This window comes from Chryseobacterium sp. 'Rf worker isolate 10', assembly GCF_050753305.1.
In the GTDB taxonomy this organism is placed as follows: Bacteria; Bacteroidota; Bacteroidia; order Flavobacteriales; family Weeksellaceae; genus Chryseobacterium.
Genome location: NZ_JBOZOF010000006.1, coordinates 1 through 13,270, shown reverse-complemented (window position 1 = coordinate 13,270; position 13,270 = coordinate 1). Strand labels below are relative to the sequence as shown.

11 protein-coding genes are annotated in these 13,270 nt (G+C 34.8%); 1 reads left to right on the top strand and 10 read right to left on the bottom strand.

What is annotated here, in order from left to right; all coding sequences use genetic code 11:
• Nucleotides 1–56: 56 nt before the first annotated feature.
• The 9 genes from LKL37_RS21035 to LKL37_RS20995 form a co-directional block, all read right to left on the bottom strand.
• On the bottom strand, nt 57–704 hold the full coding sequence (locus LKL37_RS21035; RefSeq protein WP_431612372.1) for an immunity protein Imm33 domain-containing protein: 648 nt from the start codon (nt 702–704) through the stop codon (nt 57–59).
• A 93-nt stretch (nt 705–797) separates the two neighbouring features.
• Nucleotides 798–1,391 carry a suppressor of fused domain protein gene (locus LKL37_RS21030; protein ID WP_431612371.1) on the bottom strand — a complete coding sequence of 198 codons (594 nt, stop codon included), beginning with the start codon at nt 1,389–1,391 and terminating at the stop codon, nt 798–800.
• A 241-nt stretch (nt 1,392–1,632) separates the two neighbouring features.
• Entirely contained in the window at nt 1,633–2,049 is a 417-nt protein-coding gene (locus LKL37_RS21025; RefSeq protein ID WP_431612370.1) for a hypothetical protein, read from the bottom strand.
• Nucleotides 2,050–2,052: 3 nt separating this feature from the next.
• Nucleotides 2,053–2,385: an SMI1/KNR4 family protein gene (locus LKL37_RS21020; RefSeq protein WP_431612369.1), complete on the bottom strand. Its 333-nt coding sequence runs from the start codon at nt 2,383–2,385 to the stop codon at nt 2,053–2,055.
• 2 nt (nt 2,386–2,387) lie between these two features.
• Entirely contained in the window at nt 2,388–6,047 is a 3,660-nt protein-coding gene (locus LKL37_RS21015) for a DUF6443 domain-containing protein (protein WP_431612368.1), read from the bottom strand.
• An 18-nt stretch (nt 6,048–6,065) separates the two neighbouring features.
• Entirely contained in the window at nt 6,066–9,032 is a 2,967-nt protein-coding gene (locus tag LKL37_RS21010) for a hypothetical protein (protein ID WP_431612367.1), read from the bottom strand.
• Nucleotides 9,033–9,036: 4 nt separating this feature from the next.
• Nucleotides 9,037–9,930, bottom strand: a complete 894-nt coding sequence (locus LKL37_RS21005) for a T9SS type A sorting domain-containing protein (RefSeq protein ID WP_431612366.1) — start codon at nt 9,928–9,930, stop codon at nt 9,037–9,039.
• Nucleotides 9,851–10,600 carry a hypothetical protein gene (locus LKL37_RS21000; RefSeq protein ID WP_431612365.1) on the bottom strand — a complete coding sequence of 250 codons (750 nt, stop codon included), beginning with the start codon at nt 10,598–10,600 and terminating at the stop codon, nt 9,851–9,853. The genes LKL37_RS21005 and LKL37_RS21000 overlap by 80 nt, the downstream gene beginning before the upstream one ends.
• Nucleotides 10,601–11,244: 644 nt before the next feature.
• Nucleotides 11,245–11,742 (bottom strand): hypothetical protein, encoded by a 498-nt coding sequence (locus LKL37_RS20995; RefSeq protein ID WP_431612364.1) that lies wholly within the window; start codon nt 11,740–11,742, stop codon nt 11,245–11,247.
• A 298-nt stretch (nt 11,743–12,040) separates the two neighbouring features.
• On the opposite strand from LKL37_RS20995, the gene LKL37_RS20990 reads away from it, so the two are divergent.
• The gene (locus LKL37_RS20990; protein ID WP_431612363.1) at nt 12,041–12,448 is read left to right on the top strand and encodes a helix-turn-helix domain-containing protein; all 408 of its coding nucleotides are present in this window, start codon (nt 12,041–12,043) and stop codon (nt 12,446–12,448) included.
• Between the two features lie 44 nt (nt 12,449–12,492).
• On the opposite strand, the gene LKL37_RS20985 is transcribed toward LKL37_RS20990, so the two are convergent.
• The gene (locus LKL37_RS20985) at nt 12,493–13,101 is read right to left on the bottom strand and encodes a master DNA invertase Mpi family serine-type recombinase (protein ID WP_098971484.1); all 609 of its coding nucleotides are present in this window, start codon (nt 13,099–13,101) and stop codon (nt 12,493–12,495) included.
• Nucleotides 13,102–13,270 lie beyond the last annotated feature (169 nt).

Below are 13,270 nucleotides of genomic sequence, written 5' to 3'. Positions count from 1 at the left end.
AAATTCTATTTTTAGCTTTAAAATTCAGAAAACAACATGCCTGAAATATGACTGGGCTATTCTTCTTCATCCTGATGTATTTCAATATTTCCTTCTTTCATAATAAATCTATAGCCAAAAGGTATTGCTAAATATTTTAAAATATCAGGCCGAGCAAAGGCAACATGATAAAAATGTACCATTTTTAATGACTTAATATTGTCATCATAATCATCTGTGATAAGGTACCATCCGCTCTCATCATGAGGTGAGTCATATCTAATTCCTTCGATATCTTTTCCTTCGTAAACGCCATCTGAAATAACAACGGACTGATTGAAGTTTGGAAAAAGAGGAATAAGATTTTGTTGCCAACATATTTCACTTTGCTCTCTAACAACTGAAATTGCCGTATCACAACCTTTATTAAAGTCACTACCGTCAGAGTTTGCTTCATATACCTCATAGTAGTTCTCTTCATCCAATCTAAATTGTAAAAGCCATGAATAATAGCCAATATTTTGGTTTTCAGAAATAATTGGTTTACTATCTACAATATAATCTATAATATAATCTATAATGTACTTAATAACCTCTATATAATTTTCAGGTTGATTATTACCAATAATAACTCTAATTTCTTTAGATATATAAGAATTTAACCCTTTGGTTTCCACATAAATATTATCATTTACATTTACTTCAATTTCTTTATATAGTATCATATTTTTAGTTAATTATTTAGTCACTAAGCTCAGGAAAATGCCACACAAAAATATTCGTGTGGCAGCTGGGATTTTGCTATTAAAATAAAGTCCTTAAATAGCCGATTTTCTATTAAAATCAAAGATGTCAATATCTTTTTTTTGAAATATGTCTTCTAATGCTGATGTACCATTTTCCATTTTATATTCGAGTTCTTTATCAGAAATAGGAATGCATAAAAGCCAATGTACAGTTTTTGTTTCAAGTTTTAGTGGTTGTAATTTATCCTCCCACAAAAATGGTGATATAAACATAATATGTTTCATTTCAGAAGTTTCAAAGTACATTTCAACGATTCTCATAAATACTGAGCCTGGTTGACATTCCCACCCATTATTAGCAATATAAAACCCAGATGTGGAAAGAATATTAGCCAACATTCTGAATTCTCTGTAACCACCAATTAAAAGTTCTATTGGAATGTTTTTAAAGCTATTATCATTCATTTCAATTTTATTGGGGTGATCAGACACTCCTATCGTACCACAAATTTTTATTCTAGGATAGAGAGGGTCATCACAGGTGAAAATATCGAAAAAAATCTTTTCGTCTTTGTCATAATGACGATCAATCATTTTATTAATACCAACAATATTTGTTATATAGTTAGAAAGTTTTTTATTTTCTTCAGAAGCTTGTTGAGACATGTTTTTTTAAAAAATATTCTTATATTTTGTATTAATCCACGCTGAAAATCATTAGAATTGAAAAGAAACCAATCATATTAACATTTTTTTCATATCCTTTGGTAATTCTATTTTGTGATTTATTTAAAACAGAGCATTAAATTTAATGCTCTGTTTCATTGTTACCTTAACCTTTTTATATAAAACTTCATATATTTTTTATAAAGAAAGTTTTTGTTGAGTCGATTATAAAAAGTATTTATTATAAATCGTCAACATCAGCTTGGCTTATATTATAATTCTTCAATAACGAGTAAGCTCTTTCAGATATTGCCAAACCATTCTTTTCAGTAATAAAAAAGTCATCTCTATTTGATTCTCCATTTATTTTAGCCCAAAAGAAGTTTGGAAGTTCTCTATCAGGATAAAGTTCTAAAAAAGTTTCAGATTTAGAAACTAAAACCTGATCAAAACTAATACCTGAAAGCTGTTCAGATTCTATACCTTTTCTCAATCTCTCTGTTACTATATAACATGGAAAAGATTCTAAAATATCATCTCCTAACCAACCCTCAAATTCATAATGAAGATTTTTAATAAGGGGAGGGAAAAAAGAATTATCTAACTGTGTTTGATCTCCTAAGCTGCCTGCCACTTCTGGTTCTATAAGTTTATACATAAATTAATATATTTCTAATTCGTCATTTTCAAACAGATATAGAAATTCTGAAAATGAATTAGCTAATAAAACAGCATCTTTTTCCTCCATTCCTACAAATGGAATTGAATATATACTATTATTATTTTTATTAATGAATATACCAACTCCTCCTCCATTAGTTCCAATAGCTATAAAATTTGGAACTAATTCATTTGTTTCATATTCATTATTGATTATTTCTAATTCATCAATTGGAAACAATTCAATATATCCATTTTCAGAGTTAATTTCATTGTCATTTAAATTACTCATAAAAGAAATATAGTCTTCTGGAAATTCAAATTTACTATTCATAATTAAGGTATTTTTTTAATTGATCTCATATTATCATTCCACCAAGGTGTAACTATTTTTCTATGATAATCCCTTGGTATAGCTATTTTATTCATTGGATCTGTAGCACTTCCTCCATATTTAACAGGATGAATCTCATGAATCTCCAATCCTTTATATGCCTCAGGATCTGCTTTTCTCATTGCCTGGTTAGCTTTATTTGCTGCTTTTCTAGCAGCTTCATACTCGGCTCCCTCAAGTATTCTAAAAGGACCTGTAGGTTTCGGTATGGCAGATGGATAATTTGTCCAGTCAGCAACTGAGAACGCTCCTTTTTCCGTAGCCAATTCTGCTTGTATAAGCCCTTTCATTCCTGGCCCCCCTATGGGAAGATCACCCATCAATGGCGCAACATTGGTTGCTATTCCGTCGGCATTTACCTGATATGAGAGTCCATTACCTCCTTTCCATATACGAGGATTTATAAAAGACCATATTTTCCCTAAAATAGATTCTTTGGCATCCAATACCTTATTACCAATTCTACTACCGTAAAAGTTATTTTGCTCATTCCATTGCTCCATGTATGTATTTACATGATTGTGGAGCTGTAATGCCCAAACTACTCCCAATTTTCCAGTAAGCGCTACTGGTGGTAATGCTATACTTAAACCCTCAAATTTGGCCCAAAAATTATCATTATTGCTACCAAAAGTTCCTCCTCCTGTATGCCATGAATCTAGAGCATTGTCCAATCCTTTTACACTGCCTCCATTCTGGAAATAGCTCATTGCCCATCCAATATCATCTCCCGAAAAAGACCATCCGTCTGTAGTTCTTTCTATTTCTCGGCCGTCAGGATCTGTGAAAGATACAGGATTATTTATTACATATGCATATGGATTAGTGGAGTGATAAGTTTCTGCCAGCTGATCTATACCATTCCATCTTCCCAGATCTGGCATGTACTGTCTCCAACCATAATCCAGATTTCCGGTACCCTGCAACTCTTTACCATTGTAAAGATATTTAAATTTATTATTATTTGTATCTCCTGTATTGTAACCAGCATGTTTTAATCCAAATGGATAATAATTATTTTCCTCCAGAATTACAGGCTGTCCAATGTTTCCTTTTGTATAAGATAATCTTATATTTCCAAGATGATCTTTATATTGGTATACATACCTGCTGTTCACAAAGTCATAGTATCCTTCCTCATTAGCCAGCACAAAGGAAGTCTGTGCTCCTGTAGAGATGTTGGCAGTGTACTGAAAAGCTCCAAGATAATCTGTAACCTCCACATTCCTTGTCATCTGTACTTTGGTACCATCAGAAGAATAAACATATTTCAGCGTTTCTGTCTGAGATGTAGAAGGAATTATGGAAGGAAGATTCAGAAAATTATAAGAAATTTTTTCCAGTTTCTTATCCAGATGCTGTGTGAGATTTCCATTGGCATCATATTTCATTAAAGCTCCTTTTCCACGGGCAAGTGGATACCCACTCAAAGCATTTCCTTTTCCTGACTCTGACACATATTCCAGTTGGTTTCCGCCACTAAGATAATTATAGGTAAGGTCATCCATCACTTCCGCTGTTCCATTGACAGCACTTCCCGTTCTATTCAGTGAAATGATATTTCCCCCAGTATCATAACCTATCACCTCACTATATTCTTTAGAATAAGGACTGGTTGCAGCTTGGAAGAATCCCGCCAATAATCTTGATGCCCCATCATATACATAACCATATCTTCTTAATGGCTCATTAGCACCGGAAGCTGTTTTCCAGTCTGTTTCTGAAATACTTCCATTGTATTTCTGTTTCACTTTGTGGCGGTCAAAAGAGTTGTTTGGTACTTCTGCTCCCTCTACAGTATTATATTTTACCCTGTAGGCAAATAACTTAGTTCCCATGCTGTTTATATCGGAACCATTAATCCCGGTAAGCCATCCATGGATGTTATAAGAATAATCGATGCTCTGAAGTGTACTTCCTGTTTTCTTGTTGGTGATCTGTCCCAAATCATTATAAGTATAGTCAGAAAGAAGTTCTTCTGGATTGGATCCAATCTGCTGGTAATGTTTCAGCAGGAAATTTTGAGAATTATATACAAACCTGTCTTTTACTGTAATTTCAGTATTTGATGTGTTTTTTGAATGGAAAGTATAGGATTCTTTTGTTTTCCCTGAAAAATCCAGTAAAGCTTCTGTACGGGTAAAACCACCTAGATGATTACCTTCATAGGTCCCGATTACCCTTCCCAAAGTATCATACCACAATACCGATGAAGTCCATTTTTCATTTTCGATATTTCTTGTAATGGATGCCGTAGGAAGCATTTTAGTACTTCTTACAGATGATAAACCATTGACGGTAATAGAGGATGGGGTAGGAGCAAGGGTACTGTTCCCTTGTATTTGTTGAGGTCTATCTGGTACCCCTACAGGATATTCATCATAATAGTTGACTCCTAAAACAGTCACACTTCCAACAGGAAAGGCTTCCTGAGTGTAGTATATGTTAAGATTATTTTGGGTAAATGATGAACTGCTGGGCTTTTCATTGTTAAGTACATTAACTGAAGTATTATTCAATGTCGTCTGAATATCCGCTCTTGAAGCAGTGGAGGGAAAGAAACCATAGTATAAAGACCTTCCAAATGCATCATACTTTGTAAACATCCATCCCTTTTGTCCGAAATTGTTCGTAGTGGTTCTTAAATTTCCATCCTGTCCCAGTACCTGCCTATTCTGTTTATCAAATACAAAATATTCCCAGTCCTTCCCTGGAACTTTTTTCTCAGCAAGCCTATTGTATTGATCGTATTTGTATTGGTAACATAATATATTCAACACTGCCTGAACTTGAGTTATAGTACTGGATACGGCTGCCTTGGGTGGAATTATAAATGCTATATTTCCAGTGTCATTATATACATAGTAGGTATCAAGATTCTCAGAAGAACCATCTATTTTAGTATTAATCTGGCGGAGCAATATTTTCGCTCCTCGTGAATTGGTAAATATTTGGCTTTCATTTCCATCCTCATCTTTTGAAACGGTTTTAAACAATGTACCTGCCTTATAATAGGCTCCGGAAGTATAAGCATCATCTGTTCCCGATAGTAGAGAAACATCATAGATACCTGTTGTCGGATTCCACACTGTTACAGCCCGAAATCTTTTTACCTGCCCATCTGTATTAAGGGCATATTCCATTTTTTGAACGTGTGTTCCGTTTATCTGCCATTCTGTTCCAGGCATTGCCTGTTTCTCCAGTCTTCCCAATGGAGATTTTTCATAAGCTGCTTCCGAATAGGCATTGGGAACACCATAATAGGTGTTTACTGTATTTCCATTCGTTGCTGGTAAATAAGCTCCATTTTGTGAATCTGCGGGTAGTGGGAGATAAGTTTTAGTCTGTCTTCCTGAAGAATCATAAGTAATAGGAACTACAATGTCTTTTGATGATGGGGATCCTTTTATTGCAATATTCTGAATGGGTCTTCCCAATCCGTCCATATACTGTACAGTCTGGATCTGGGCAGCACCAGCCTGTTCTGTGGTAACAGCTTCCATATAGTTTCTGCTGTAGACGTAGTTCTCACTCTGCGTTAAACTCTGTGCTTTTCCCAGAACAGAAAGAAACAGAGAGAGAAACAATATAATATTTTTCATACTATTAGATTTAAAGTGTTAAGGTTGTGGCTTGTTATTGTATTTATATTCCTTTAGAATATTTCCATTTACATCGGCCACTGTTTTCAATCTTCCGCTTCTGTCATATTGATAGATCTCACGAATACCATTAGGAGGAGTGGTAGTGGTAACACCTACTAAAGGATCATAGGTATAGGTTGTAATCTGAAAATTTTTCAAAACAGCATTACTCCTAAACAGGTCTAATGCTTTAACAAGTTCTGTTTCAGATGGGGCATCTTTGTCAGCATTGGATTTTAAAACAATATCATCTGCTAAGGTTCCTATATCTGTGAGTCTGGCACCTTCTATTTTTGCAATAGGCATGGTTTGGTTATATCCCCAGATTAAGACAATAGGAAATCCATTTCCTGAATTCTCCTCAACATTTACCATGTATTGACGTAAATTCCCATAGGTATCATATACCTCATATTTTATAGCTGTTTTACTACTTCCGTTATCTGTAGTGCTGACCTTTAATGATATTGGATCAAATCTTCCCGAGTCAGTATAGAAATTTTCTGTTTTAGCTGAAATTTTTCCATCTATCTTGGTCTCTGTTTCCAGTGGTACAGAAAAAATATTTGCATCCATCATCTGTGTTTTGTTTTTATCTGCTGCATACCTGATCCAGCTTTCTGTTGTGATGCCGTCAGAAGATATTCCTTTCATAAATCCTGCTTTAAAGTTGTCAGGATTAAAACTTGTTTCACTTGTAGTCTTTGCAAAGACATTCCCTGAAAAATTTTTTGTAATAATTTTTGTATTCTTGATGTAAGCAGGCTTAGTATAGATTTCTGCATTCCCATCATATGCATTTATTTTCAGATCAGGAAGATTTTGAAGGGTCTCATATTCTGTCTCATATTCTAAAGAGGATAATAAAAGGTTTTGGGCATTGTATATCTCCTTCTTTTCTAATACACCGGATTTTGTAATAGGATAGTATTGCCAAAAGCTGGTAGGGTTTCCCTCCACTGTATATGAAGTCTTTGAATAATCATCAGGATTTTTGAAATAATAACGTATAAAACCATTCTCTCCATCACTTACCGATACATTTTTATACAATACATAGCCAGGGAAAAAATTATTAGTGCTTTCGGCTTCATTTCTGAAAATATAACCGCTAGAGCTAATAGGGTCACTGAATGAGGCGTAATTATACTGCTCTATTTTCGATGGAACAGTTTCGGTACTGCTGCTGTAATATTTGATATTTTTGAGTCTCGGACCATACTTATAAGTACTGATCTTATTAGGATAAGGACCGTTTTTCAGTTTTATCTGAGACATTAGAAGCTGCGCTTTACCTCCTGTTCCGGAAACACTTATCGTATAAGTACCTGGTAATAATTGATAAATAGACGCTTGATTGGAAATACAAAATGTACTCATCACTTCATTATTTTTTTTCAGTGTATAGGTCAAGTCAAAATGATAATGTCCTCCGGGTTGAGGATCACCTCCCGGGTCAGGCTGATCATTAGGATCAGGGGTGTCTGGAACCCAGATTCCCGGCGGATAATATTCACTGACAAGAAATTGTAATGCTACTGATTTTGTTACTCCTGGAGTTCCTGTCACTGTTAAAGTATATGTTAAGCTTTGATTAGTATCTACATTGAGTACAGGAACTACCGGCTCCCAATCCTGGACATATGGATCACCTATTATTCCTGAACCCAATACATTTTCCAGATATTGTGGCGTATTTCTATTGAAAAAGTAATCATGAGCTTCATAAGCATATTCCACGACTCCACCCATAGGATAAACAATTTTTTTTAATAGTCCAGGCATCTGGTAATATTCGAAATTACCCGGTGTGGAAACAGGCTCAGGATAACAAGGATAAATAAACTTCTCATTAAGAGCATCCTGATAAGGGTTGTATACAAAACTTGTTTTTTCAGACTCTATTTGGTCTTTGTCAATCTTTATCAGTTTTGTAAGCAGTCTTTTTCCTTTCTCCTCGGTATTATCTGAAGGAGTAGATGGATAAAGCTGAGTCCAGCTGTAAACGAATTTATATCCAGAAATCAAGCTTCCCCAGACATCTTTCAAAAGAATTTGTGAAATACTGTAGGGATCATTCATTGTCTTTTCCTTCGTTGTATCATACTGATAATCTATACTCACCGAGCCTAAGCCATCAGTATTTATCTTTGAAAGTTTACAACTCCGATATGCAATGGGAGAAGTCCACTCCTCGGTAGCATGCTTGCTGTCCTTTCTATACTCAAAACTTGCAATAATTGTATTATCCGGCAATTTGATCTGGCTTAAAAAGAAGGCTGATCTGTAAGTTGTAATAGCATCAGAATTACTACTCTCACTATAATCTTTAAAAATATACTGATACCCGCTTTCATTTGTAATGGTAAAACTTGATACTGTAAAATAAAGCGTTTCTACAGTATCCTTGATATATGTTATTTTTACTTTATTTGGCGAAAGGCTTTGAATATCAATGTTACCAGTCGTTGCATTTTTGTTAAATTTGAATTTTCCTGAAACTCCCGGTAAATTATAATAATAAATATCATTAAAAATTTCCGGGGAATTACTCGAAGGATTATTACTGTATTGGACTTCATTTAATGAGCCTATAATTTCTCTCGAAATAACTCCTCCTGCTAAGAGAGACCATCCTGTACCAACTTCTCCGGCAGGTTCCAGCGGTTTTACATTCTTAGAATTATAAGCCAGTGCCAGTGGCAATGAAATATTCTTGGAACGGCTAGGAATCTCAAGCAAAGGAATAGATATATTTGATGTACCACTGGCTATTGAAGCTGGGGTATTATTATAAGCTGCCAAGTTGGATACAGATGCCACAGGATGGGCAAAGTCCCCAAAATTAATTTCTGGGGTTTGAGCTCTTACCATATTGGAGATTATAATTCCGATCAATATTCCTGTAAAGTGTAACAGCTTGTATTTTATATTTTTTTTCATGACATTATTTTTTGATAAGCTTAGCATTTGCTGTTATATTAGTATCAGTTTTTATCGCCACCAGATAAGCTCCTTGCACTAAAGCCTGAGTATTAATTTTTGTGACTTTGTTTTTGGTTTTCAGATTCTGAAGCTGTCTTCCGCTCATATCATACAAAACAATATCTGCCTCTTTGAAGTCGTTGAATCCTATTTCTACGTAGGCATGATCAGAAACAGGGTTGGGGTAGATTTTGATGTCATATTTTTCAATTAACTGATCAACTTGCTTGTCACCCAGTTTCACAATCTTCCAGTTTTCTTTTCCTAATTCCGTAGCACTGGTTCCGGCTAGTACAATTGAACCATCTCTGTTCAGTTTCAAATCTGAAAGTCTTTCTTCTTTTTGTCTGGATTCTCCCTTGATATATTTTCTCCAGGATTCATTCCCTTGCTGGTCAGTGTAAAGCAGCCAAAACGTTTCATCATCCTGTTCTATTCTTCCCTCAGCTTGTGTATAACCACCTAGTAGAATTCCTTTTGTAGATTTGTCATCTGCTGAATGAAGAATATTCATACCCATAAGTACATCACGATTCCCAAAATTGTAGGACTTCTGCCATTGCTCTTCCCCTCTTTCATTTAAAGAAATCAGCCAAAGATCTGTTCCTTCTTCAATGCCTACTGTTTTATTTCCTGATCTTTCTGATCTGGATTCTCCTCCGATGATGAATCCGTTTGAAGTCAAAGCCAGGGTTCTGATATGATCATCTGCTTTTCCTCCAAAGTTCTTTTCCCATTCCACTTTGTTTTCCTTGGAAAGCTTTACTACCCAAAAATCACCTTCTCCATAATTTTCTGTATTCTTTGTACCTCCTGCAATTGCTTCGGGAATATGCTCCAAGTAGTGCACCTCCATCACGGGTTGGAATCATCTTTTCCACCTCATCCAAACCTTTTCCACCTAAAATCAATTGCGACGATTCTTTTCCGTCTTTATCTAATTTGGTAATGAAGATATCTTTTGAGCCGTGACCTTTTGCAGCATTTTGTACATTACCTGAAACAAAGAACCCAAAATCTGTTGTTTGAATCACGGCTCTTGCTTCTTCATCTGAAGAACTTCCCAACGTTTTTTGCCATAATTCATCCCCAAATTCATTGATACGGATTAACCAAATGTCTGAGCCGCCATTAGAATTATCCCTTTTATCCAGACCTTTTCCTGAATAAGAGGTTCCAGCTAACAAAAATCCACCATCCTGTGTGGTAACTGTTGCAGATAAATAATCATGATTTTGCCCCGAGAAATATTTTTCCCAGACTTCTTCTCCCTGCTGATTGAGTTTTACAAGGTGAAAATCATAACCATTGTTTTGTTTTTGGCCTGCTAATCCTGAGCCTGTCGAAGGGTCGCTCTGAATTGAGCTTCCCGTGATCAGATACTGCTGATCTATTGTAGTGGTAACCTGGCTTAAAAAATCCTGAGTAGAGGATTTGATGTCTTTTTGCCATATTACATCCGTTTCCTGAGCAGATAAACTCAAGATTGTGCATAAAGTAAATGCACAGAAATAATTTTTCTTCATAGGCTTGTGTTGTTGACGTGTAAAAATATTATTAATATGGGAAATATATACTCCGTAAAAACCCCATATTTCAACTATGATTTTTATGATATATTATTTTATCTCAATAGAATATCCTTTTTCATATGTTTTGTTTTTATATTAAATTATCTTAATCTATCATATTGCAAAACTATCTCAGAACAGCGACAGAACATGTCACATTATAATCAAAAGGTATTTTATTTTTTTGAGGCATGTAAAATTTATCACATGCATAGAGACATAAAGAAACTCCGTAAAATACAACACAAAGCTTCCAAAATTGAGCTATATATAAAACCTGGGATATGATAAATCCACAATTTTGTACAATTACTCTAAACATGTATAAAAGTGGTAGTCAGTATTTCTTAAGTATCAACAGCCGGATAGATAAGCCCCTGAAACAGGTTATCAATATATCAAAAACCGGTCTTGAAATAACTGCAACAAGTTGGTTAAGTGTCGGTAGGTATTTCAGAATAAGCCGGAGGCATTTCACTTAATACCTACAGGCAGTTTTTAAATAATAATACCCCCTTAGGGAAGGGGGTATTGATACTTATGGAAATAGGTGTTTGAACTTTATAACCACCTGTTGATACTTGTGTAACCAATTGTTGTTAGTTCTTTACATCATCAGGGGGAGTTATCGGAGGGGTAGAAGGGGCTGTAGTTACGAAAAACTGTTTCAGATCTTCATAAATAACATTCGTTCCCGGAACATTTTCTCCTGAAAGGAATTTCATGTTTCTATAGAAGGTGATGGCGTTGTGATAGTTATCGTGATCCAGTAAAACTTTAGTATCAGACAGCTGTTCTGTTAATGAGCCCATGATTTGCAGGCGCTGTTCTACCTGTTCTCTTCCCAGATAATCCTTATCGAATTCTACCTTATCTAAAAAGTTTGGAACATACTGGGGATATTGCTCCATGTAGATTTTAGCTTTGTTGACGAAGAGTTTGTTCTGTTCTGCAATACTTCCGTATTGTTGTCTTTCTTCCGGAGTAAGGTTGATGGTTTTTCCTGATAACACTGTTTCAATAGTTTGCAATGCCTGATCCAGTTGAGTAAGTTCTTCAGCAGTAAAGCTGATACTGATTAAATTGTCTAGTGCCATAATATTGTGCTTTTTGGGTTTGTATGATCAAATATAAGGAGTGTAAATCATAGAAAAATAGGGTGTTATAAGATTTTTAAGGCGTGTTCATCAGAAAATGAAAACGGCATAATGGGGTTTATTTTTTCTTGGTTTTTGAAGAAAAAAAGAGGGTGAAAAAAAGAAAATTGTGAAAGAGAGTAGATTCTCTGTTTCTAAAGAAAAACAGAATGAATATACATTGTAATTATACTGTTTCTAAAGGACAGTTTTTATAAATATTTTTCTATATTTAAAACTTCATAAATGTTGATTTATCATGGAACATACAATACATCAGGGACGCAATGTAAAACGATTCAGAGAAATGCTGGGCATCAAGCAGGAGGCATTAGCTCTTGACCTTGGAGAAGACTGGAACCAGAAGAAAGTTTCTCTGCTGGAACAGAAAGAAATTATTGAAGACCCTCTACTGAAAAGAATTTCTGAAGTATTGAAAATCCCGGTGGAAGCGTTTCAGAATTTTGATGAGGAGCAGGCGGTGAATATTATTTCTAATACGTTTGGTGATAATGCTTGTGTTGGAAATCCAAATTCAACTTTCAATTTTAGTCCAATTGATGAAATAAAGAAGTTACATGAAGAAAAAATGGAACTTTATGAGAGAATGCTGAAGGAGAAGGATGAGATGATGGGAAGGCTGGAGAGGTTGATTGAGAAGAGATAATTTAAGATAAAAAAAGGTTCAGCACACGCTGAACCTTTTCATTTTTAATTTAAATGGAGACTTTCTTGTCTGCTTACAAAGCTGCTTACAGTCAATCTGTGTACCCCTAGGATTCTTCCAATTGCAGAATAGGATACTTTTTTATCAAGTAACTCCTGAATTTTCTTTTCATGACCTGTAAGTTTAGTTTTTGAAGATTTACTTCCTTTAGGCCTTCCTAAAATAACTCCTTCCGCCCGTTTTCTTGCTAAAGCTTCTTTAGTTCGTTGGGAAATTAAATTTCTTTCGATCTCAGCAGAAAGTCCGAAAGCAAAGGCTAGCACCTTAGAGCTGATATCACTTCCTAACCGGTAATTATCTTTGATCGTCCAAACTTGGATATCCCGATTCATGCATTCATTAAGGATTCCCATAATCATTAATAAATTCCTTCCTAATCTTGAAAGCTCAGAGCAGATAAGGATATCTCCTTTTTTCATCTTTTTTAAGAGCTTACCAAGTTTTCTGTCATCCACATTCTTTGCACCAGAGATAGTTTCTTCAATCCATTTGTCTACTATCGTTTCTTGATGTTGGCAAAATTGATTGATTTCAAAACGTTGGTTCTCTACTGTTTGTTTGTCTGTACTTACTCTGATGTATCCGTAAATCATTGTATTTGTTGTTAAAAATTATTATGCTATTTTGATTTAATTTATACCTATACTGTCTAAAATAATTCTATGCAATAATAATAACAAGGAAATGAGCGATTATTTTAGACAGGTTGTAGTAAATACTTCTTTTTTAAATTCTGAAAGTTGGATTATTCTGAGTAATATA

Bases quoted from the DNA above. Each gene is read 5' to 3' on its own strand.
- LKL37_RS21035 (WP_431612372.1), bottom strand. From the start codon at position 704: ATGATACTATATAAAGAAATTGAAGTAAATGTAAATGATAATATTTAT.
- LKL37_RS21030 (WP_431612371.1), bottom strand. From the start codon at position 1,391: ATGTCTCAACAAGCTTCTGAAGAAAATAAAAAACTTTCTAACTATATA.
- LKL37_RS21025 (WP_431612370.1), bottom strand. From the start codon at position 2,049: ATGTATAAACTTATAGAACCAGAAGTGGCAGGCAGCTTAGGAGATCAA.
- LKL37_RS21020 (WP_431612369.1), bottom strand. From the start codon at position 2,385: ATGAATAGTAAATTTGAATTTCCAGAAGACTATATTTCTTTTATGAGT.
- LKL37_RS21015 (WP_431612368.1), bottom strand. From the start codon at position 6,047: ATGAAAAATATTATATTGTTTCTCTCTCTGTTTCTTTCTGTTCTGGGA.
- LKL37_RS21010 (WP_431612367.1), bottom strand. From the start codon at position 9,032: ATGAAAAAAAATATAAAATACAAGCTGTTACACTTTACAGGAATATTG.
- LKL37_RS21005 (WP_431612366.1), bottom strand. From the start codon at position 9,930: ATGGAGGTGCACTACTTGGAGCATATTCCCGAAGCAATTGCAGGAGGT.
- LKL37_RS21000 (WP_431612365.1), bottom strand. From the start codon at position 10,600: ATGAAGAAAAATTATTTCTGTGCATTTACTTTATGCACAATCTTGAGT.
- LKL37_RS20995 (WP_431612364.1), bottom strand. From the start codon at position 11,742: ATGGCACTAGACAATTTAATCAGTATCAGCTTTACTGCTGAAGAACTT.
- LKL37_RS20990 (WP_431612363.1), top strand. From the start codon at position 12,041: ATGGAACATACAATACATCAGGGACGCAATGTAAAACGATTCAGAGAA.
- LKL37_RS20985 (WP_098971484.1), bottom strand. From the start codon at position 13,101: ATGATTTACGGATACATCAGAGTAAGTACAGACAAACAAACAGTAGAG.